Genomic DNA, 20,079 nt, shown 5'->3' with positions numbered 1-20,079 from the left:
CGGTCTCCTTTCTCCGCCGGCCGTTCACCTGTCGATGCGCAGCCGTGGTGTCAGACTTCGCGACACGCACAGGAACATCGTGTCGTTGCGGGCCCGCTCCTCGTCGGTGAGGATCGAGTCCCGATGATCGGGTTCTCCTTCCAGCACGGCGGTTTCGCACGTTCCGCAGGTGCCCTCGAGGCAGGACACGGGAACGTCCACACCGGCCTCTTCGAGAACGCCGACGATGGACTTCCCGGGCGGCACCTCGAGCGTCCGCCCGCTCACCGCCAGCTCGACCTCGAATGGGCCATCCGGAACCGTGGTGTCCCGCGCCTTCGGGCTGAACCGTTCGACGTGCAGGCAGCCCGGGCGCCGGCCCCGGCACTCGTCCTCGATCGCCCGCAGGAGCCCTTCCGGCCCGCAGCAGTAGACAGCGGCACTCTCACCGGCCCCGGCGAGCTCGCCGGCAAGGTCGAGCAGCCCGGTCTCGTCCTGCGAACGGATCCGGACCCGCTCGCCGTAGTCCGCCAGTTCCTCCAGGAAGGCCATCGACCTCCGGGTGCGTCCGCCGTAGACCAGCCGCCACCGCGCACCGGCGGCCGCGGCCGCGCGCACCATCGGCAGAATGGGCGTGATCCCGATTCCGCCCGCGACGAACAGGTACTCGTCCGCCTCGACGAGCGGGAAGTTGTTGCGGGGGCCACGGATCCGGAGGCGGTCCCCCACCTCCACCTTGTCGTGCACGAAGGCCGAGCCGCCCCTTCCGGCGGGCTCCCGCAGCACCGCGACCTCGAGGACGTCGGACCGGCCGGGATCGCCGCACAGCGAGTACTGGCGGACCAGGTCCTCATCCAGCACGAGGTCGACGTGCGCACCCGGTTCCCAGGCCGGGAAGCCCTCACCGCAGGAGCGGCGGAGGACAAGCCGCACGACGCCGTCGGCCACCTGTTCCTTACCGACGACCTTGACGTCCATCTCGACCGCGGCCGAACCGTTCCCCGGCACGGTCAGCGCCCGGCCGTGGTATAGACCGACTTCAGGCTGACGTAGGGTTCCAGCCCTTCCGGCCCGAGTTCGCGGCCGAGCCCGCTGGCCTTCACCCCGCCGAACGGGGCGACCGGGTCAAGCTCGTAGGTGTTGACGCCGAAGGTGCCGGTGCGGATGCGGCGCGCGATGTCCCGGCCGTGCTCCTCGTCGGCGGTCCACACCGTGCCGGCGAGGCCATAGGCGCTGTCGTTCGCGATCGCCACCGCCTGGTCGTCACCCTCGTAGGGGATCACGCACAGCACGGGGCCGAAGATCTCGTCCTGGGCCACCGGCGCGGCGTTGTCGACGTCGGCGAACACCGTCGGCTCCACATACCAGCCCTTCGGCCGGTCCGCCGGAACCGATCCTCCCGCGGTGAGCCGCGCGCCGCTCGCCAGGCCGGCCCGGATGTGGCCCAGTACCCGGTCCCGCTGCGCGCTGCTCACCAGCGGCCCGATCTGCGTCGCCGGATCCAGCGGGTCGCCGACCACGAGCCCGCGCGCGACCGTGGTGACCAGGTCCACCACCTCGTCGTAGCGCGAGGCCGGGGCGAGGATCCGGGTGCTCGCGTGGCAGGTCTGGCCGTTGTTGGCGAAGGACACCGCAGGCAGCGCCCGCCCGAAGGCTCCGAGGTCGGCGTCCTCGGCGATGATCGCGGCCGATTTGCCGCCGAGCTCGAGCGTCACCGGGCGCAGCAGGCGCCCGCACACCTCGCCGATGGCGCGCCCGGCCGCGGTGGAGCCGGTGAACGCGACCTTGTCCACGCCCGCGTGGGCGACCAGCGCCTCGCCTGTGCCCCGGCCGCCCGGCACGATGTTGAGGACACCGGGCGGGAGGTCGGCGGCGAGCGCGGCTTCGGCGAACGCACAGGCGTCGAGCGCGGTCTCCGGCGAGGACTTGAGCACCACCGTGCACCCCGCGGCCAGCGCCGGGCCGATCTTCATCGCGGCCAGCGGCTGGGGGTAGTTCCAGGGCACGATCGCGGCGACCACGCCGGCCGGCTCGCGCCGCACCAGCACCTCGCCGAAGAGCCCTGCGCGGCTCTCCTCGACCTCGAGGTCGCGGGCGAGCCGCGCGTAGTAGCCGATGATCTGGGCCGGAGCGAAGCCGTTGACCGCCTTCGACAGCGCGATCGGCATCCCGTTCTCGCGGCTGACCAGCGTCGCGGTGTCTCTGCCCCGTGCCTTGAGCGCCGCCGCGAACCGGTCGAGGGCGTGCGCGCGCTCCGCCGGCCGGCAGCGGCTCCACGGCCCGTCCAGGGCTCGCCGGGCCGCGGTGACCGCCGCGTCGACGTCGGCGCCGGAGGCCGAGCCGACCACCCCGAGGGGCGCTCCGCTCGCCGCCTCGACCACCTCGAACGAGCCGCCCGTGGGCCGGCTCCAGCTCGCATCGACGAAGAATGCGGGTTCCTGGCGCACCGTTGCTCCCTGTCCCACAAGGGTTCCTCTCGACCGTCATCTAATGGCTTTAGGTTAAGGGGAGGGTCGCCGTCGCGCAAGGGGAAGCGGGAGCCGGGCTACCTAATACCGATAGGCCATAATCGAGTCATGCCACGTCCCGCGCAGCCACTGATCAGTCGTGACCGGGTGATCAGCACGGCACTGGAGATCATCGACACCGACGGGCTTGCGGCGTGCAGCCTGCCTCGCCTCGCGCGGGAGCTGGAGGTGAAGGCGCCGTCGCTCTACCACCACTTCGCCGACCGCGCCGAGATCATGGCCGGGGTGGCGCGCAGCATCGTGCTGGAGGCGGCAGCGCCGCGACGGCGCGAGCCCGCGGACTGGCAGGAGTGGTTGGTCACCCTCGCCGTCAACTTCCGGCGTGTCGTCCTCCGGCACCCCAACGCGGCACCGGTACTGCTCGAGCACGTGCCCCGCGACCTGCTGAGCGCACGCTACGACGACGCGGCGCAACTCATGCGAGACGCCGGTGTGCCGGAGGAGGTGCACGTGCTGATCCTGGACGGGCTGGAGAACCTGACCCTGGGCGCGGCGCTCACCCAGGCCGTCAAGCCGGCCGACATCCGGAACCGGATCTTTCCGCACGTGGACGCCGAGAAGGAGCCCGCCCTGGCGAGCGCGGTGAAGGCCAACGAGTGGCGGACCGGCGAAAAGCTGTTTGCCGAGTCGATCCGCTCGTTCCTCCGGGGCGCCGTCCAGCGCTGAGCTGCGGCAGGGCGGCGCAGCCGGCAGCACGGCCGCCCGCCGAACGCCGCCGGAACCGCCTCAGCGCAGGTCGAGCACGAGTTTGCCGGTGGCCGTCCGGTCCGCCAACGCACCGAGCGCGTCTGCGGCCTCTGCCATCGGGTACACGGTCGGCTCGGCAGCGGTGAGCGTGCCGTGCTCGAGCAGCGGGTACAGCTCGTCCCACCGCCACCGCAGGGAGGCGGGCTCCTGGCGGAGCATCTCGCCCCAGCCGGCGCCCAGCACGGAGGTGTTGCTCAGCAGCAGGCGGTTCACCTTGACCGTCGGGATCGAACCGCCTGTGAAGCCGAGCACCACGAGGCGCCCCTCGGGCGCCAGGCTGCGCAGGCTGTCGGTGAACCGGTCGCCGCCCACCGGGTCGAGCACGATGTCGACCCCGCGCCCGCCGGTCCACCGGCGCACCTCGTCCAGCCGGCCGTCCACGCGCACGACATGGTCGGCACCCGCCGCGGCGGCCACCTCGGCCTTCCGCGTCGCTCACGACCGCGACGCTCCGCAGGTCCCATGCCCGGCACAGGTGCAGCGCGGCGATGCCGACACCGCCCGCGGCGCCGTGCACCAGGACCGCCTCCCCCGCCTCCGCCTTCGCGCGGCGCCGCAGCGCGAAGTGCCCGGTCAGGTAGTTCACCGGCAGCCCGGCGGCGGCCGTCGGCGACACGGTGTCCGGCAACGGCAGCACCCGCGCCGGGGCGACGGCCGCGACCTGCCGCCAGGTGCCCTCGAACGACAGCACCGCGACCCGCTGGCCCGCCCGCAGACCGCTCCCCGGCGGGGCGGCGCGGACGACGCCCGCGCCCTCCGCCCCGGGCACGAACGGCAGTGGCCGTCTCAGCTGGTAGAGCCCCTGCGTCTGCAGCAGGTCGGGGAACGACACACCGGCCGCGACGAGATCCACCACCACGTCACCGGCTTGCGGCTCCGGGAAATCCACCAGCCGCAAGCCCTCCGGCCCGGTGAGGTCCGTGAGCTGAAGCGCGTGCCGGGTCAGCGCGGGGCCATCCGGATGGCGCCGTCGAGCCGGATGGTCTCGCCGTTGAGCATCGGGTTCTCCACGATGTGCCGGGCCAGCGCCGCGAACTCGGCGGGGTCACCCAGCCGCGAGGGGTGCGGCACCTGCGCGCCGAGGGAGGCGATCGCCTCCTCCGGCAGGGTCGCGAACAGCGGCGTGTGGAACAACCCCGGCGCGATCGTCACCACCCGGATCTGCAGGCTCGCCAGATCCCGCGCGATCGGCAACGTCATCCCAACGATCCCGCCCTTGGACGCCGAATACGCCGCCTGCCCGATCTGCCCGTCGAACGCGGCCACGGACGCGGTGTTGACGATGACGCCGCGTTCCTCGCCTGCCGGCTCGGTCTTGGCGATCCGCTCCGCGGCCAGCCGGATCACGTTGAACGTGCCCACCAGGTTGACGTTGATGACCTTGACGAACCCGTCCAGCGGGAAGGGACCCCGCTTGCCCACGGTCTTGTGCGCGTTGCCGATGCCCGCGCAGTTCACCGCGATCCGCAACGTGCCCAGCGCCTCCGCCGCGTCCAGCGCCGCGGACACCTGCGCCTCGTCGGTCACGTCGGCCGCGGCGAACACCACCCCGTCGCCCAGCTCCTTGGCCACCGCCTCACCCTGCGACGAGGGCAGATCCACGATGACGACCTTCGCGCCCTTGCCGTGCAGCTCCTTGACCGTCGCCAGCCCGAGCCCCGACGCGCCACCAGTCACCAGCGCGACCGCGTTGCCGACCTCCATGTCACAACACCCCTTTCAGTTCAGCACGCCGGCCAGCCGGCCGGCGATGAGCTCGCGCGCCTCGGTGACGATGCGCTCGATCAGCTCGGCGACGGTGGGCACGTCGGTGATGATGCCCTGCACCATCCCGGCCGACCAGATGCCCAGGTCCAGGTCGCCCTCTTCGAACACCTTGCGGCCACGGGCGCCGGCGACCAGGTCGCGTACGTCCTCGAACTTCCCGCCCCGGTCCAGGATCCCGACCACCTCGCGGGAGACCGAGTTGCTCGCCACGCGGGCGGTGTTGCGCAGCGGGCGGAAGATCAGCTCCGAGTCCCGCTCGGTGTTGGCGACCAACTGCCGCTTGACGTTGTCGTGCACCGGGGCTTCGGCGGTGGCGAGGAAGCGGGTGCCCATGTTGATGCCGTCCGCGCCCAGAGCCAGCGCCGCCACCAGACCACGCGCGTCACCGAACCCGCCCGAGGCGATCATCGGGATGGTGATCTTCTCCGCGGCGGCCGGGATCAGCACCAGGCCGGGGATGTCGTCCTCACCCGGGTGCCCGGCGCACTCGAACCCGTCGATCGAGATGCCGTCCACGCCCAGCTCCTGGGCCTTCACCGCGTGGCGGACGCTGGTGCACTTGTGCAGCACCTTGACCCCGCCCGCCCGGAAAGCCGGCAGGTGCTCGGCCGGGTTGAACCCCGCGGTCTCCACCACCGGCACCCCGGACTCCACGATCACGTCGCGGTACTCGGCGTACGGCGGCGGGTTGATCGAGGGCAGAATGGTCAGGTTGACACCGAACGGCCTGTCGGTCATCTCCCGGCAGCGCGCGATCTCCTTCGCCAGATCCTCGGGAGTCGGCTGGGTGAGCGCGGTGAGGAACCCGAGCCCGCCCGCGTTCGCGACGGCCGAGGTCAGCTCCGCGCGGCCCACCCACTGCATCCCACCCTGCACGATCGGGTACGCCACCCCGAACACGTCGCAGAACCGTGTGCGCACCATTGCAGAAGTCCTCCTGATCACGAGTCCAGGAGAACCATAGCGCCCTGAACGAGCGCTACGTAAACCCCGTGAGCCACATCTCGTCTCCGGGAAACGCTTGACAGCACGGACGTCTCTTCCGATCGTCGAGGAGTCCCGGCGCGCACTCGCGCCGACCATCCACAGGAGACTCATCATGACCAGTGCTGTCATCGTCGACGCGGTCCGCACCGCATCCGGGAAGGGCAAGCCCGGCGGCCAGTTGTCCGGACTCCACCCGGCCGAACTTCTCTCCCAGGTGCTGCGGCAGCTGGTGGAGCGCACCGGAATCGACCCCGGCCTGATCGACGACGTCATCGGCGGCTGCGTGAGCCAGGCCGGTGAGCAGGCGATCAACATCACCCGCAGCGCCGTGCTCGGCGCCGGATTCCCCGAGCACGTGCCGGCCACGACCATCGACCGCCAGTGCGGATCCAGTCAGCAGGCCGCGCACTTCGCCGCCCAAGGTGTGCTCTCCGGCGCCTACGACGTCGTGATCGCCTGTGGTGTCGAACTGATGAGCCGGGTGCCGATGGGCTTCGCCGCACAGGGCAAGAACCCATTCGGCCCCGCCGTCGGCGCGCGTTACCCCGAGGGCCTGGTGAACCAGGGCGTGTCGGCCGAGCTGATCGCCGCGCGGTGGAAGCTCGACCGGACCACTTTGGACGAGTACTCGGCGCGCTCCCACGCCCGGGCGGCCGCCACCGCGGCCGCGGGCGGGTTCGACCGCGAGATCGTCCCGGTCGTCTCAGGCAACACGAAGATCAGCACCGACGAGACGGTCCGCCCGCAGACCACCGTGGAGGGTCTTGCCGGACTCGACCCGTCCTTCGCCGACGAACGCCTTTCCCAGCGTTTCCCGGAAATCGACTGGAAGATCACGCCGGGCAACTCTTCGCCGCTCACCGACGGCGCGTCGGCGGTGCTGATCATGAGCGAGGAGAAGGCGAACGCCCTCGGCCTCCAGCCCAGGGCGCGGTTCCACACGTTCGCGGTGACGGGAAGCGACCCCCTGCTCATGCTCACCGGCGTCGTCCCGGCGACGCGCAAGGCGCTGGACCGCTCCGGACTCACGATCGAGGACATCGACGCGTACGAGGTGAACGAAGCGTTCGCTCCGGTCCCACTGATGTGGCAGCAGGAGTTCGGCGCGGACCCCGAACGGCTGAATCCGCGCGGTGGCGCGATCGCACTCGGTCACGCACTGGGCGCCTCCGGCACACGACTACTGACGACGCTGGTCAACCACCTCCAGGCCACCGGCGGCCGGTACGGGCTGCAGACGATGTGCGAGGGCGGCGGCATGGCCAACGCGACCATCGTCGAGCGCCTCTGACAGGCGTCACCAGGGCCGGACGCGCGCACGGGTAAGCAGTTAATCTTTACAAAGTTAATGTGCTATCGTGCTCGCGACCGGCCGTCCGGACGTGACGCCGCCGGTCCTGCGCTCCCTGTCAACGAAGCCACGGAAGGACGCCGTAGTGCCACGTTCGGTCACCAAGAAACGCAGAGTCCTCACCGCCGTCGCCGGTGCCGCCCTGCTCGCGAGCTCCGCAGCCATCCCGGCGTCGGCGGCGGACGGCACAGTGGGCGGGGCGGGCCCCATCAAGGAGTACGCCCCGTTCCCCACGCCGGTCAGCTACCCGTGCGAGGTCATCGTCGACGACAACGGCAAGTTATGGACGGACCAGTTCATCGGCAACCGCTACGGGCGGGTCGACCCCGAGACCGGCCAGGTCAGCGAAACGCCCCTGCCGAACCTGGCCGGCCTGCCCGGCGGGCAGAACAAGGGGCCCGACGGCAGCATCTGGTTCGTCGAGGCGACCGGGAACGCCCTCGGGCGGCTCAACCCGGAAACCCTCCACATCGACACCTACCCCTTCCCCTGGGGCAACATCGGCCCGATCAACCTGCCCGCCACGCCCACCATCAACACCGGGCTGGGCGTTCCGTTCGACAACAGCTTCGGCAAGGACGGCAAGCTCTACTTCGCCCTGATCGGACTGAACATCTTCGGCAGCTACGACCCGGCCACTGGCCAGTGGGAGCGTTACGACATTCCCACGCCGCTGTCGGGGCCGATCGCGATGGAGAAGGGTCCGGCCAACACGATCGCCTTCACCGAGGCGATCGGCAACAAGATCGCCCTGTTCGACATCTACACCCACGAGTTCACCGAGTACACGATCCCGACCCCGGGCGCGTTCCCCGGTGGGCTCACCGTTTCGCCGGACGACAAGTACCTCTACTTCGGTGAGACGCTGACGAACAAGATCGGCCGCATCGAGTACGCCACAGGCAAGATCGAGGAGTTCGACCTGCTCGCCCTGCGCAAGGGGCTGCCCAGCAACCTGCTCACCGGCAACCCCCTGCCCAACCCCGGGCAGATGCGCTTCGGCAGCGACGGCAAGCTCTACATCATGCAGGGCACGTTCACCCTGGGCAACCAGGTCGGCCAGTTCGACCCGAAGACCCTGGAGTACAACGAGCTCCGCACGCCGACGCCGTACTCCTCGCCCTGCGACCTGAACAACACGGTGCCTGGCAAGATCTTCTTCGCCGAGTTCACCGGCAACCGGATCGCCTACTTCGACATCCCGGTCACCGAGGACATCAGCAACACCTTCCCGGTGTTCGGCTGATCGTCGCGGACAACGAGACGGGGCCGGTCCTGAGTGGACCGGCCCCGTCTTCGTGCTCAGCGGCCCCGCGCGACGGACAGCATCTCCTCGACGGACACGAACTTGACCCGCGGCCGCCCCGCGGCCCGGCCGGCGTCCCGCTCAGCCGCGTCGATGCGCTGCCAGCCGGCCGCCCCTAGCACACCCGGCACCCGGGCGCGGACCAGGGCGCCCAGGTCCGCGCGGGTCTTGACCGGCTTCGCCAGACGGCCGGCGGTGAAGTCCTCCAGCAAGCCGGCGACGGTTTCCTCCGAGCAGACCTTGTTGCTGCCGATGACACCGGACGGCCCGCGCTTGGCCCAACCGGCGCAGTAGAGCCCGGCCAGCGGCTCACCGTCCTCGATCACCCGGCCCGCCCGGTTCGGGATGACTCCCTTCGCCGGATCGACGGGTACACCGGCCGGCGGCCGCGACGAATAGCCGATCGCCTTCACGACCACGGAGGCGGGCAGGGTTTCCCGCCGCCCGGTCTCCACCAGCAGCGGAGACCCGCTGGAGCGGTCGATGCGCTGCTCGGCGAAGGTGATCCCCTCCACCCGGTCCGTTCCCTCGATCGCGACGGGCACGGACAGGAAACGGAAGTCGATCCGCTTCGCCCCTGGCCGCTGGGGGCGCCGCGCGGCTTCGAGCACGAGGTTCGCCCGGCGGCGCGTGGTGTCGCCGGTGTGCGAAGTGGACTCCAGGTGCTCAAGTTCCTCGCGCGAGCAGGTCACCGTCAGGTCCACGTCCTGCAGCCGGGCCAGCTCGCCCAGCTCCCCCGCGCTGCAGGCGAGCGAATCCGGACCGCGACGGCCGGCGATGACGACCTCCCGGATCGTGCTGCACCGTAACGCCTCCAGCGCGTGGTCGGCGATGTCGGTACGCGCCAGGGTCTCCCGGTCGCGGACCAGGATCCGGGCGATGTCCAGTGCCACGTTGCCGTTGCCGATGACCACCGCGCGCTCACCCGAGAAGTCCATCCGGTCCGCGGCGTGCTCGGGACGGCCGTTGTACCAGCCCACGAAGGCGTTCGCCCCGAAGGCGCCGGGCAGGTCCTCGCCGGGGACGCCCAGCCGCCGGTCCTCCTGCGCGCCGGTCGCGACGAGGACCGCGTGGTGGTGCTCGAGCAGCTCGTCCACCGTGATGTCGGCGCCGACGTCGACACCGAAGAAGCAGTCGACGTTCGGCCGGGCCAGCACCGGGCCGAACCGGTCGCCGATCAGCCGGGTGTGCGGGTGGTCCGGCGCGACACCGGACCGCACCAACCCGAAGGGCGCGGGCTGGCGCTCGAACACGCTGACCCGCGTGCCGCGCATGGTCGCCAGCTCGGTGATCGCGTAGCACGCGGCGGGCCCGGTGCCGACCACCGCGACCCGCAGCTCCTCCGGCGCGTCGTCCAGCCGTGGCCGCGGACGGCGGACCGGAACGCGGTCGTAGCCCGGCAGATCGCTGAAGTACCCGGCGTTGACGTCCAGGTAGCCGGCCAGCTCGGCGGGGAGGTCGTGTCCCGGGTGGATCGCGTCCACCGGGCATTCCTCGACGCACGCGCCGCAGTCGATGCACACGTCGGGGTCGATGTAGAGCTGCTCCGCGGTCTCGAACTCCGGATCCCCCGGGCGGGGCCGGATGCATTGGACCGGGCAGACGCTCACGCACGAGGCGTCGCGACAGCAGCCTGGGGAAATGACGAACGTCATCCGAATGTGCCTCCTCGCACTCTCCACGGCCGCATCATCGTAATCTTTAATAAGATGAGATACAATGGCGGGGCAACGTCGGTGCGGACGGGAAGGAAACGGCTGGGATGGACGCGAAGCAGGACCTGGCGGTCGAGTTCGACCACCACTCGCCGGAGTTCAACCGCGACCCGGTGCCGGAGCTCGCGGAACTCCGTCGCCGGTGCCCGCTCGGCTACACCGCGAGCCACGACGGCTACTGGGTCGCGACGACCTACGCCAACGCGCGCCGGGTGCTCAGCGAGCCGGAGAACTTCACCGTCGAGCGCAGCGCGGACGGACTCCGCGGCGGCAAGCTCATCCCCACCGCGCCGCACGCGCCGCTGATCCTCCCCGGCGCGCTGGACGGCGCGGAGCACGACCGGCTGCGTGACCCGTTGCGGCGCTACTTCCTCCGCCCCTACGTGGAGAGCCGGATGGCAGGCGAGGTCGCCGATATCGTCCACGAGCTGGCGAGCAGCCTGCGCGAGCGCGAGGAGTTCGACTTCGCCGCCGAGTTCAGCTTCGAGCTGACCGTGCGGACCATCTTCAAGTTCGTCGGTCTCGACCGGGACGTGCCGGACAAAGCCCGGTTCATCCGCATGCTCGAAGACGCCTTCGCCATCGACCCGGAGGCCGGTTCCGAGCGCGACAAGCTGGCCGAGGTCACCTCCACGCAGTTCCTGGAAGCGGAGGCACTGGTCACGCGGATCGTCGAGACCCGCCGCGCGGCCGCGGACCCGGGTGACGACCTCATCGGGCGCATGGTCGCGGCCGAGCCGGCCCTGACCGTGCCGGAGATCGTCTCGCTGACCCTGTCGCTCGTGCTCGGCGGAGTGCGTACCACGGCGGCGACGCTGGAGAACGTGGTGTGGCACCTGGACGCCGACCGCGATCTGCGCCGTGAGCTGCAGGCGGACCGCGCCCGGATCCCGCGCGCCGTCGATGAGCTGGTGCGGTTCTACCCGGCGACGCCGGTGGTCGCGCGGACGGCGGTCCGCGATGTCGAACTCGACGGGGTGCGCATCCGCGAGGGCGACCGGATCGCCGCGGTCATCCCGTCGGCGAACCTCGACGACGAGGTGTTCCCCGCGGCGGACCGCATCGACCCGGACCGGCGGGACGGCCCGCCGCTGACCTTCGGCGCCGGGATCCACTTCTGCATGGGTATCTGGCTTGCCAAGATGGAACTCCGCCTCGCGGTGGAAGGCCTGCTGGACCGGATGCCGGACTACGCGGTCGACCGGACGGCCTCCCGGCGGTTCGAGCGGCTGGGCGTGAACAACGGGTGGGCGAAATTGATCGTCCGCCCCCGCGGCTGAGAGCGCATGCACTACGCTGGGCGGTCCCTGACGACCAGGCACGCCCGGATGGTGAGCATGCCACCGGATCGATCCGAATCTGTGTAAACTTATAAACACTGAGACGCTGTTGACCAGCCGTGAGGGGAGCCCTTCATGCTCGATCATCTGGACCGGCCGCGCAGGGCCCGCGTGCAGCCCCGCCTCGCCGAGATGATCGCCTCCGAGCTGCGCGAACAGATCCTCAACGGCGTCTACACCGACGGGATGCTGCCCAAGCAGGAGGACCTGATCGCGCAGTTCGGCGTCAGCGCGCCGCCGATGCGCGAGGCGCTGCGCATCCTGGAGGTCGACGGTCTGATCACGGTGCGCCGGGGCAAGGTCGGCGGCGCGGTCATCCACCGGCCGGACGGCGGTTCGGTGTCGCACGCGCTGGGCATGACGCTGCAGGGCGAGCACGTGCCGCTGCGGGACCTCGCCGACTCGGTGCTGCAGCTCGAACCGATGTGCGCCGCCGGGTGCGCGCGCCTGCCCGACCGGGCGAAGCTGCTCGGTCCGCTGATCGAGGCCAACCTCGCCGAGACGGAGGAGGCCATCGGCGACGGCCCGGTGTTCACCCACCGGGCCCGGCTGTTCCACGACCTGATCGTCGCACACGTGCCGCAGATGACGATGCGGCTGGTGGTGCGCAGCGTGCTGGCGGTCTGGACGGCGCAGGAGGAGACCTGGGCGCACGAGGTCACCGAGGCCGGCCGCTACCCGAACCGCCGGGAGCAGCGCAGCGCCCTGGACGCGCACAAACGCATCGCGGCCCGCATCCTCGACGGCGACGCCGAGGGCGCCGAACGCGCGGCGCGCTCGCACACGAAGGCCTCGCAGAAGCGGGTGCTGGCGGAGTTCGGCGACCGCGTCGTGGACGCGTCCTCGCCCCGCGCGCTGCGCGGGTTGCGCGAGGTCACGGCACGGCATTCGGATCTCAACCTCTACCAGCAGGACTGAGGGGTGGCGGCCGCCAGGCCGCCACCCCTTCTTCATCGCGGCAGGCCCAGGACCCGCTGAGCCAGGATGTTGAGCTGGATCTGCTCGGAGCCGCCGTAGATGGAGGCCGCCCGGGAGTACAGGTAGCGGCGAAGCCACGGTGAGGTCGCCTCACCGAGCAGGGCCGACGCGCCCAGCAGCCGCACCGCACCGGCGTGCAGCTCCTGGTCCACCTGGGTCATCAGCAGTTTGTCCACCGACATCTCCGGACCAGGCGGGGCGTCCGAGCCGTCCCGCTCGCGCAGCCGGCGGGCGACATGCTGGCCCAGCACCCGGTACAGCACCTCCAGCCGCCCCAGCTCGCGGCGGACCAGCGGATCGCCCGGCCGGGACGTGGCCAGCTCCGCACGCAGCTCCTGCAGCGCCGCCCCGAACTTGGACAGATACCCCACGTCGGCAGCCCCGCGCTCGTAGGCGACCGTCATCATCGCGATCGCCCAGCCGTCACCCTCGGCGCCCACCCGGTTCTCCGCGGGCACCTCGACCCCGTCGAGGAAGATCTCCGAGAACTCCGACTCGTCGGTGATCGCCCGGATCGGCCGCACCTCGACACCCGGCAGCCGCATCGGGACCACGAACGCGGAAATCCCCTTGTGCCGTCCGTCCGGCGGCCCGGTGCGGGCCAGCAGAAGGCAGTAGTCGGCGTAGTCGCCGTAGGTCGTCCAGACCTTCTGGCCGCTGATCCGGTACACGTCGCCATCCCGCACCGCCCTGGCGGCGATCCCCGCCAGATCGGAGCCCGCCCCCGGCTCGGAGAACCCCTGGCACCAGTAGTCCGCGCCGCTGAGCAGGGCCGGCAGGTACTTCCGCCGCTGCTCCTCGGTGCCCCACTGCAGCAACGCGCGTCCGAGGTAACCGATGCGCGGCGCGTCCGGCGCTCCGGACGCGCCGATCTCCTCGTTGAGCACGACGTCGTAGACGTTGCCCAGCTCCTGGCCGCCGTATTCGCGCGGCCAGGACAGCCCGACCCAGCCGCCCTGGTACAGCGTCTGGTGCCAGCGCTTGAGGAACAACGCGTGCGGCTCGTCCGGCCCCGGCGTGATCACGTTGTCGCGCAGCCACTCGCGGAACCGCGCCCGGAACGCGGCGACGTCCTCGGTCATCGCGCCACTCCTTCCACCTCGTCGTGCAGCAGTCCGTACAGGGCGTCCGCGGTCCCGAAGACCTGCGCGTCCGCCACCACGCGCCGCAGGTGCAGGTGCGCGGGGAACTCCCAGGTGATCGCCACGCCGCCGAACACCTGGATGGCGGTCTCCACCACCGAGACCGCGGCCTCGTTCGCGTAGGCCTTCGCGACCAGGGCGCAGGCGTGGGCGTCGTCCCCGGTGTCGATCGCGTGGGCGGCGTGCGCCAGTGTGCTGCGCATCGCCTCCAGGTCGGCGAACGCCCGGGCCAGCAGGTGCTGGACCGCCTGGAACGAACCGATCGGCCTGCCGAACTGCACACGCTGCTCGGCGTACTCGACCGCCTTGCCGAACAAGCCCCCGGCCGCGCCGAGCAGATCCGCGGTGAGCAGCACGCGCGCGAAGCCGGCGAACCGCCGCGCCTCCGCCTCGCCGAGAGCCGCGCCACACCGGCCGACGATCTCGCCGACCCGGGACACGCCCCGGGTGAGGTCGGCGGAGGGCTCCCCGGCGCCGAGCGCGACCGTCACCAGCTCGCCCTGGTCCAGGGCGAGGCCACGGGACACCGCCGTGGAGTCCCAGGCGAGCCCCGCACCGAGCGAACCCAAGTCATCGGCCAGCACCAGCGTGAGGGGCTCATCGAGCGCGACGCCGGCCAGCCGGAGCGCCTCGCCAGCCAGCAGCGTGCCGACCAGCGGCGCCCCGCACACCACTTTCGCCATCTCCTCGACCACGACGACGGTCTGCGCCGCGGTGGCCGCCGGAGCGTCCCCGTCGGCGTCGCGCAACGCGCTGAAACCGGTCTCGGTGAGGGCTTTCCAGCAGTCGTCGTGCTGCTCGGGACGGCACTGCTCCGCGATCTCCGCGGCCGTTTCCCGCAGCAGGGTGTCTTCGCTCATCGTGTCCACCACTTCGCCGGTTTCGCCGCCGTCCTGTCCAGCCCGTCGGCGCCGATCGGGTTGCCGATCTGCGTGTACATCAGGGCCGTGTCGAGCGCCTGCACGCGGGTGCGGTCCAACGACTGCCACATCGCCTTGACCGTGCCCTGCACCGCCGCCGGCGGTTGCGCCGCGATCGCCTCCGCCAGCTGCAGCGCACGGGCGTGCAACTCGTCCCGGTCGACGATTTCGGTGACCAGCCCCGCGGACCGCGCCGTCTCCGCGGTCATGCGCTCGTACAGGCCGAGCAGCGCCATCCGCAGGGTTTCGGAGAAGTGCATGCGGTAGGACAACGCGATCGGCTCCAGCGCCGCCACCATGCCGTAGGTGACGTGCGGGTCGAAGAACGTCGCCTCCGGACTGCAAATCACGATGTCGCACTCGGTGATCCAGTAGAACGCGCCGCCCGCGCACATCCCGTGCACGGCGGCGACCACCGGCTTCCACAACCCGTTGCGCTTCGGGCTCAGCTGGTGCCCGGGATCCTCGGTCTCCGCCCACGGCTCGGCCGTGTCCAGCCAGGGGCTGTCGGAGGAGCCGGTGCGCTCGGTGACGTCCAGCCCGGTGGAGAACGCGCGGTCACCGGCGGCGCGCAGCACCACGGCGCGGATCCCCGGGTCCTCGCGCACCTCCGTCCACAAGCGGGCGAAGTCGGCGCGCATGGCTTCGTTGAACGCGTTCAGCACCTCGGGGCGGTTGAGCGTGACGACCGCGACTCCGGTGTCGGTCCGCTCCAGCAGGATGGTCTGGTAGGGGTGCCCGGTCATGGAACCCTCGTCTTTCAGCACGGCTTGATACGGTAGCTTAACTTCTATATCTTTAACAGTATAAGAATCCCCGCCCATCGTCGAGGACAGGAGCCCAACGTCATGCCGATCGCGCAGGATCTCTTTTCGCTGCAAGGAAAGTCGGTGCTCCTCACCGGGGCGACCGCGGGGCTGGGGCGCCGGTTCGCCGAGACCCTGAGCGAGGCGGGCGCGAAGGTCGCGATCGTCGGCCGACGGGCCGCGCTGCTGGCGGAGATCGCCGAAAAGAACCCCGGCTGCGTCCCGGTCCAGGCCGACCTCGCCCAGCCGTCGATCGTGCCGGACGTCGTCGCGCGGGCCACCGAGGCGGTCGGCGCCATCGACGTGCTCGTCAACAACGCCGCCTACATCGCAGGCGGCGTGCGCGCCGAGGACGAGACGCCGGAGGACATCGACACCACCCTCAACGTCAACCTCGTCTCGCCGATCCGCCTGGCGCAGGCGGTGTTCCCGGCGATGAAGGAACGCGGCCGCGGTTCCATCATCAACGTCACCTCGATCGTCGCCAGGGCCGGCATCGCCCGCTTCCCGCAGGCCACCTACGCCGCCTCCAAGGGCGGGCTCGAGGCCATCACCCGCGAGTGGGCGGCACAGTGGGCGCGCCACGGCATCCGGGTCAACGCGATCGCGCCCGGGTTCTTCGAAAGCGAGATGACCAGCCAGGTCATCCACCACGAGAAGGTCCAGAACTGGATCCTGGACAACACGCTGATCCCCCGGCACGGCACCGCCGCCGACTTCGACGGCGCCCTGCTGTACCTCGCCAGCGATGCCAGCGGCTACGTCACCGGGCAGACCCTCGTCGTCGACGGCGGCTGGACCGCGCACTGAGATCACCGGCTCAGCCGCGGTCCGCGGGGACCGCGGCGAGCTCGGCCCGCAGCACGCGGCGCAACAACTTGCCGGTCTCGCTATAGGGCAGCGCGTCCTTTTCGACCACAATGGACGGTGCGCGCGAGGAACGCAGACGCTCCTTCACCCAGGCCCGCAACTCGTCGGGCTCCGCCTTGCACCCCTTGTGGAAGACCACCGCGGCCGCGACCGTCTCACCCCATTCGACATCCGGCACGCCGACCACCGCGACCTCGGCCACGGCAGGGTGCCGGAACAGGACGTCCTCGATCTCGCCCGGCGACATGTTCTCCCCGCCCCGCACGATCACGTCGTCGGCCCGGCCCTCGATGAACAGGTAGCCGTCGGCGTCCAGGCGACCGTTGTCGTTGGTGCGGAACCAGCCCTGCTCGTCCCGCGCGTCGGCGCTCTCGTACTCCCCCGCCACCTGCTCACCGCGGACGAAGACCTCGCCGACCTCGCCGGCGGGCAGCACCGCGCCGTCGGCGTCCCGGATCTCGATCTCCACACCCGGCACCGCGCGGCCCACCGAACCCAGCCGCGCGCGGACGGCCGCATCCGCGCTCGCCGCCGCGGCCCGGTGGTCGTCCGGGCCGAGCAACGCGATCGTGGAGCTCGTCTCGGTCAACCCGTACGCGTTGACGAACCCGACCTCGGGCAACAGCCGCATGGCGCGCTCCACCACGGGGGTCGGCATCCGCCCGCCGCCGTAGGACAGGTGCCGCAGGTGCGGCAGCGTGGTCCCGGTCTCGGCCAGTACGTCGAGGATCCGGCCGAGCATCGTCGGCACGATCATCGCGTGGGTGATGCGCTCGGCCTCGGCCAGTTCGACCCACCTGCGCGCGTCGAACTGCGGCAGGTACACCAGCCGCCGCCCGAGGTACACGTTGGACAGCACCGCCGCCATGCCGGCGATGTGGTACTGCGGCACGCTCACCAGCGCCGCCTCGTCCTCGCCCGCCGACAGGAAGTCCACTGTGGACAGGATGTAGGAGACCAGGTTGTGATGGCGCAGCAGCACCAGCTTCGGCGTCCCGGTGGTGCCGCTGGTGAACAACGCGATCGCCACGTCCGAGCCACCGTCGCCGGGCTCGGCCGCCGTCGGGGCCAGCAGCTCCGCCTCGGTCGCGAAATCCAGCCCGGCGACGCCCTCGACGCGCGGCCGCGTCTGTTCGTCGGCGACCACGACGGCCGGCGCGGCGCGGCCCAGGACGTCGCGCAGCCGGTCGTCGGCCAGGCGGTAGTTCACCGCGGTGAACGGGACCCGCGCCTGCGCGGCGCCGAACACCATGGCCGGGATGGCGTCGGTGTTGAGTCCGGCAAGCACCAGCCGGCGGGCGTCCCGCCCGGTCACGTGGGCGGCCACGGCGCGGGCCTGGTCCCGCAACTCGGCGTAGGTGGCCTTCCCGACGGCACGCCGGTCGCCGGCCGCGTCGGCCACCATGTCCAGCAGCATCGCGATGTTCATCGGGCCACCGCCTCACGGGTCATCATCGGTGTCACTCCTGAATGGGAATCGAGTTCGCGCAGCACTTCGGCTGTGTGCTCGCCGAGGGCGGGCACCGACTCGCCGGTGCGCCCGGCGCTCCAGAAGCCCCCGACAACGTCGAGGCGCCCGTAGCCGCTGGTGTCCAGCGTGCGACTGAAGCCCAGCGCGCGGTGGTGCGGATCGTCGAAGAAGGCGTTCATCCGGTCGAACGCGACGCGGGTCGCCGGTACGCCGGCTTCCGCGAGCCGGGCCAGCAACTCGTCGGTGCCGAGTCCGCGGAAGGTTTCGGCCGGGGACGCCGTGCCGGTGAGGCGGTAGAGCCGCGCCAGCTCCTGGTCGGTGCGTGCGGCGATCGCGACCCAACCGTCGCGGACCTGGAGGATCCGGTGCGCGGGTGACACGCCCGTCTGGTCCGCGTCAACGCGGTCCACCCGCAGCCGCTCGCCGGACACCGGCAGGGCCACCTCGCCGGCCATGGTCATGCCGACCGCCAGCAGGGAGGTCGCCGCCTCCCCCGCCAGCCCGGTCCGCTCCCGCCGGAACAGCTGCAGCAGCGCCCCGACACACGCCGCGAGCCCGGCCTGCACGTCCAGGATCGAGTTGCGCAGCCACATCGGCGGCCGGCCCGCGCCGGCGTTGGCGCGCTCCCAGCCGGTCAGCGCCTGCGCCGTCGGGTCGTAGCCCGGGTAGGCCGCGAGCGGGCCGTGCTGCCCGTTGGCGCTGACGTGACTGAACACCACCCGAGGGTTGACCGCGCGCAGCCCGTCGGCGTCGATGCCCAGCCGCTTGGCGGCGCGCAGCCGCATGTTGTGCAGGACGATGTCGGCGCGCTCGACCAGGCGGCGCAGCGGTTCCCGCGCCGAGTCGTCCTTGAGGTCCAGCGCGATCGAGCGCTTGCCCCGGTTCGACCCGGCGAACTGCGTCAGCCCGCGGCCGCGGTCACCGGAGAGCGGCTCGACCTTGATCACGTCGGCGCCGAGCTCGGCCAGGCACTGCGCGCCGTACGGGCCGGCGACCACGCCGCCGAAGTCCAGGGCGCGGATGCCCGCCAGCGGCAGCGCGCCGGAAGACTCTCCCCGCGGAGCGGGCCGGGGCTCGCCGAACGCGGCGAGAACCTCCTCGAACGCGCTCTCCTCGAGCGGGCCGCGCACCACGCTGTCCGGGGTGGTGTGGATCGGCGGTCCGACCTGCAGGCAACGCCCGATGACCGGATCGTCGACCTCGACGACGTAGCCGTTGACCCGCGCCTGTTCGTCGGTGAAGCAGTCGCCGAGGTCGCGGATCCGCATGCACGGCACGTCCGCCTCACCGAACTCGCGGATCCAGTGCGCCGAGTCGTGCTGCCGGAAGACCTGCTGCCACTCGTCCCTGTTGGCCGGGGTCACGCCGGTCTCGCACAAGTCGACCTTGTCCAGCACCGCGAGCGTCTCGATCACCGGCGGGGACTCCAGCCAGCCGCCCATGGCCCCGGCCAGCTGGATCCATTCGCCGTCCGCGCACTCGAAGATGCTCAGCGCCGCGTCCGGCCAGATCTTGGGCAGCGTGTGCCCGTTCAGCCCGGCGGGCAGGCGCTCGGACCGCTGCCAGTACAACGCGGCCGGGGCGAGCGCGCCCTGGAAGACGCTGGTGTGCATGGCCCGGACCACCCCGGTCCGCTCGCGCTGCACGAGCCGCGCCAGCACGCCGGCGGCGAGCAGGTAGGCCGCGCACCAGCTCGGGAACGGCATCCGCACGAAGATGGGGCCCTCGCGATTGCCCTGCTGCTCGTCCATGAACCCCTCGGCGGCCTGGACGAGCGAGTCCGGCGCGTCCCAGTTCTCCCGCGGGTGCCCCGCCGGATAGGCCGGGACCGAGCCGAGCACCAGGTGCGGGTGGCGGGCGGCCAGGCTCGCCTCGTCGAGGCCGAGCTCCCGCGCCCGTCCGATCGGCAGCGAGTGGACCAGCACGTCGGCGCGAGCCAGCAGGTCGTCCAGCTGCCCCCGCTGCGCGGCGAGGTCCAGCACCACCCCGCGCTTGCTGCGGTTCCAGGTAGCGAACCCGGCCGGCCACAGCTGCCGCGCCGGGTCACCACCGGGGCGCTCGACCTTCACCACGTCCGCACCGGCCTCGGCCAGCAGGCGCGTGGCGAAGGGACCGGGAATCCCCTCGGCGAGGTCGACGACCCGCAGGCCGGCGAGAACCGCCTCGGACATG

17 protein-coding genes and 1 pseudogene are annotated in these 20,079 nt (G+C 71.4%); 6 read left to right on the top strand and 12 right to left on the bottom strand.

All coding sequences use genetic code 11. The features are described from left to right. Window positions 1–24 precede the first annotated feature (24 nt). Together AMETH_RS16020 and AMETH_RS16015 are read right to left on the bottom strand one after the other, a co-directional pair. On the bottom strand, window positions 25–987 hold the full coding sequence (locus AMETH_RS16020; protein WP_017982117.1) for a PDR/VanB family oxidoreductase: 963 nt from the start codon (window positions 985–987) through the stop codon (window positions 25–27). Window positions 988–989: 2 nt separating this feature from the next. After that, window positions 990–2,426: an aldehyde dehydrogenase gene (locus tag AMETH_RS16015; protein WP_017982116.1), complete on the bottom strand. Its 1,437-nt coding sequence runs from the start codon at window positions 2,424–2,426 to the stop codon at window positions 990–992. A gap of 129 nt (window positions 2,427–2,555) precedes the next feature. On the opposite strand from AMETH_RS16015, the gene AMETH_RS16010 reads away from it, so the two are divergent. Then, window positions 2,556–3,173 (top strand): TetR family transcriptional regulator, encoded by a 618-nt coding sequence (locus tag AMETH_RS16010; RefSeq protein ID WP_026153091.1) that lies wholly within the window; start codon window positions 2,556–2,558, stop codon window positions 3,171–3,173. Window positions 3,174–3,233: 60 nt separating this feature from the next. On the opposite strand, the gene AMETH_RS42090 is transcribed toward AMETH_RS16010, so the two are convergent. From AMETH_RS42090 to AMETH_RS15995, 4 genes and pseudogenes are all read right to left on the bottom strand, one after another. Then, on the bottom strand, window positions 3,234–3,671 hold the full coding sequence (locus AMETH_RS42090) for a zinc-binding dehydrogenase (protein WP_017982114.1): 438 nt from the start codon (window positions 3,669–3,671) through the stop codon (window positions 3,234–3,236). Between the two features lie 262 nt (window positions 3,672–3,933). Beyond that, a pseudogene (locus tag AMETH_RS42615) lies at window positions 3,934–4,086 on the bottom strand (alcohol dehydrogenase catalytic domain-containing protein); the annotation flags it as partial. 110 nt (window positions 4,087–4,196) lie between these two features. Further along, entirely contained in the window at window positions 4,197–4,958 is a 762-nt protein-coding gene (locus tag AMETH_RS16000; protein ID WP_017982113.1) for a 3-hydroxyacyl-CoA dehydrogenase, read from the bottom strand. Window positions 4,959–4,973: 15 nt separating this feature from the next. After that, window positions 4,974–5,945, bottom strand: a complete 972-nt coding sequence (locus AMETH_RS15995; RefSeq protein ID WP_038532159.1) for an NAD(P)H-dependent flavin oxidoreductase — start codon at window positions 5,943–5,945, stop codon at window positions 4,974–4,976. A 175-nt stretch (window positions 5,946–6,120) separates the two neighbouring features. Here AMETH_RS15995 and AMETH_RS15990 point away from each other — a divergent pair, with 175 nt between their 5' ends. Together AMETH_RS15990 and AMETH_RS15985 are read left to right on the top strand one after the other, a co-directional pair. Further along, window positions 6,121–7,299: a thiolase family protein gene (locus tag AMETH_RS15990; RefSeq protein WP_017987883.1), complete on the top strand. Its 1,179-nt coding sequence runs from the start codon at window positions 6,121–6,123 to the stop codon at window positions 7,297–7,299. A gap of 145 nt (window positions 7,300–7,444) precedes the next feature. Beyond that, complete coding sequence (locus tag AMETH_RS15985; RefSeq protein WP_017987882.1) at window positions 7,445–8,605, top strand: Vgb family protein; 1,161 nt, start codon at window positions 7,445–7,447, stop codon at window positions 8,603–8,605. A 56-nt stretch (window positions 8,606–8,661) separates the two neighbouring features. Here the strand turns inward: AMETH_RS15985 and AMETH_RS15980 are convergent, their stop codons facing one another. Continuing rightward, window positions 8,662–10,275 (bottom strand): FAD-dependent oxidoreductase, encoded by a 1,614-nt coding sequence (locus AMETH_RS15980; RefSeq protein ID WP_017987881.1) that lies wholly within the window; start codon window positions 10,273–10,275, stop codon window positions 8,662–8,664. A gap of 152 nt (window positions 10,276–10,427) precedes the next feature. Between AMETH_RS15980 and AMETH_RS15975 the strand changes: the two genes are divergently transcribed. Both AMETH_RS15975 and AMETH_RS15970 read left to right on the top strand, forming a co-directional pair. Beyond that, the gene (locus AMETH_RS15975) at window positions 10,428–11,660 is read left to right on the top strand and encodes a cytochrome P450 (RefSeq protein ID WP_017987880.1); all 1,233 of its coding nucleotides are present in this window, start codon (window positions 10,428–10,430) and stop codon (window positions 11,658–11,660) included. Window positions 11,661–11,795: 135 nt separating this feature from the next. Then, entirely contained in the window at window positions 11,796–12,638 is an 843-nt protein-coding gene (locus AMETH_RS15970; protein ID WP_017987879.1) for a FadR/GntR family transcriptional regulator, read from the top strand. 32 nt (window positions 12,639–12,670) lie between these two features. On the opposite strand, the gene AMETH_RS15965 is transcribed toward AMETH_RS15970, so the two are convergent. The 3 genes from AMETH_RS15965 to AMETH_RS15955 are packed head-to-tail and all read right to left on the bottom strand — an operon-like array spanning window position 12,671 to window position 15,527. Continuing rightward, window positions 12,671–13,780 (bottom strand): acyl-CoA dehydrogenase family protein, encoded by a 1,110-nt coding sequence (locus AMETH_RS15965; RefSeq protein ID WP_017987878.1) that lies wholly within the window; start codon window positions 13,778–13,780, stop codon window positions 12,671–12,673. Then, on the bottom strand, window positions 13,777–14,700 hold the full coding sequence (locus tag AMETH_RS15960) for an acyl-CoA dehydrogenase family protein (RefSeq protein WP_156131669.1): 924 nt from the start codon (window positions 14,698–14,700) through the stop codon (window positions 13,777–13,779). Before AMETH_RS15960 ends, AMETH_RS15965 begins: the two co-directional genes overlap by 4 nt. Then, window positions 14,697–15,527, bottom strand: a complete 831-nt coding sequence (locus AMETH_RS15955; RefSeq protein ID WP_223843161.1) for an enoyl-CoA hydratase/isomerase family protein — start codon at window positions 15,525–15,527, stop codon at window positions 14,697–14,699. The genes AMETH_RS15960 and AMETH_RS15955 overlap by 4 nt, the downstream gene beginning before the upstream one ends. Window positions 15,528–15,608: 81 nt before the next feature. On the opposite strand from AMETH_RS15955, the gene AMETH_RS15950 reads away from it, so the two are divergent. Continuing rightward, window positions 15,609–16,376, top strand: coding sequence for an SDR family NAD(P)-dependent oxidoreductase (locus tag AMETH_RS15950; RefSeq protein WP_017987875.1), 768 nt, complete (start codon window positions 15,609–15,611; stop codon window positions 16,374–16,376). 10 nt (window positions 16,377–16,386) lie between these two features. On the opposite strand, the gene AMETH_RS15945 is transcribed toward AMETH_RS15950, so the two are convergent. Further along, window positions 16,387–17,865 carry a class I adenylate-forming enzyme family protein gene (locus AMETH_RS15945; RefSeq protein ID WP_017987874.1) on the bottom strand — a complete coding sequence of 493 codons (1,479 nt, stop codon included), beginning with the start codon at window positions 17,863–17,865 and terminating at the stop codon, window positions 16,387–16,389. Beyond that, a complete protein-coding gene (locus AMETH_RS15940; RefSeq protein ID WP_156131668.1) occupies window positions 17,862–20,078 on the bottom strand; it encodes a CaiB/BaiF CoA-transferase family protein in 2,217 nt (738 codons plus the stop codon). The genes AMETH_RS15945 and AMETH_RS15940 overlap by 4 nt, the downstream gene beginning before the upstream one ends. Window position 20,079 lies beyond the last annotated feature (1 nt).

Source organism: Amycolatopsis methanolica 239 (genome assembly GCF_000739085.1).
Classification (GTDB): domain Bacteria; phylum Actinomycetota; class Actinomycetes; order Mycobacteriales; family Pseudonocardiaceae; genus Amycolatopsis_E; species Amycolatopsis_E methanolica.
This window is presented reverse-complemented; position numbering and strand designations above follow the sequence as displayed.

Bases quoted from the DNA above. Each gene is read 5' to 3' on its own strand.
- AMETH_RS15965 (WP_017987878.1), bottom strand. From the start codon at position 13,780: ATGACCGAGGACGTCGCCGCGTTCCGGGCGCGGTTCCGCGAGTGGCTG.
- AMETH_RS15960 (WP_156131669.1), bottom strand. From the start codon at position 14,700: ATGAGCGAAGACACCCTGCTGCGGGAAACGGCCGCGGAGATCGCGGAG.
- AMETH_RS15975 (WP_017987880.1), top strand. From the start codon at position 10,428: ATGGACGCGAAGCAGGACCTGGCGGTCGAGTTCGACCACCACTCGCCG.
- AMETH_RS15970 (WP_017987879.1), top strand. From the start codon at position 11,796: ATGCTCGATCATCTGGACCGGCCGCGCAGGGCCCGCGTGCAGCCCCGC.
- AMETH_RS16000 (WP_017982113.1), bottom strand. From the start codon at position 4,958: ATGGAGGTCGGCAACGCGGTCGCGCTGGTGACTGGTGGCGCGTCGGGG.
- AMETH_RS15990 (WP_017987883.1), top strand. From the start codon at position 6,121: ATGACCAGTGCTGTCATCGTCGACGCGGTCCGCACCGCATCCGGGAAG.
- AMETH_RS15950 (WP_017987875.1), top strand. From the start codon at position 15,609: ATGCCGATCGCGCAGGATCTCTTTTCGCTGCAAGGAAAGTCGGTGCTC.
- AMETH_RS16010 (WP_026153091.1), top strand. From the start codon at position 2,556: ATGCCACGTCCCGCGCAGCCACTGATCAGTCGTGACCGGGTGATCAGC.
- AMETH_RS15940 (WP_156131668.1), bottom strand. From the start codon at position 20,078: ATGTCCGAGGCGGTTCTCGCCGGCCTGCGGGTCGTCGACCTCGCCGAG.
- AMETH_RS15995 (WP_038532159.1), bottom strand. From the start codon at position 5,945: ATGGTGCGCACACGGTTCTGCGACGTGTTCGGGGTGGCGTACCCGATC.
- AMETH_RS15945 (WP_017987874.1), bottom strand. From the start codon at position 17,865: ATGAACATCGCGATGCTGCTGGACATGGTGGCCGACGCGGCCGGCGAC.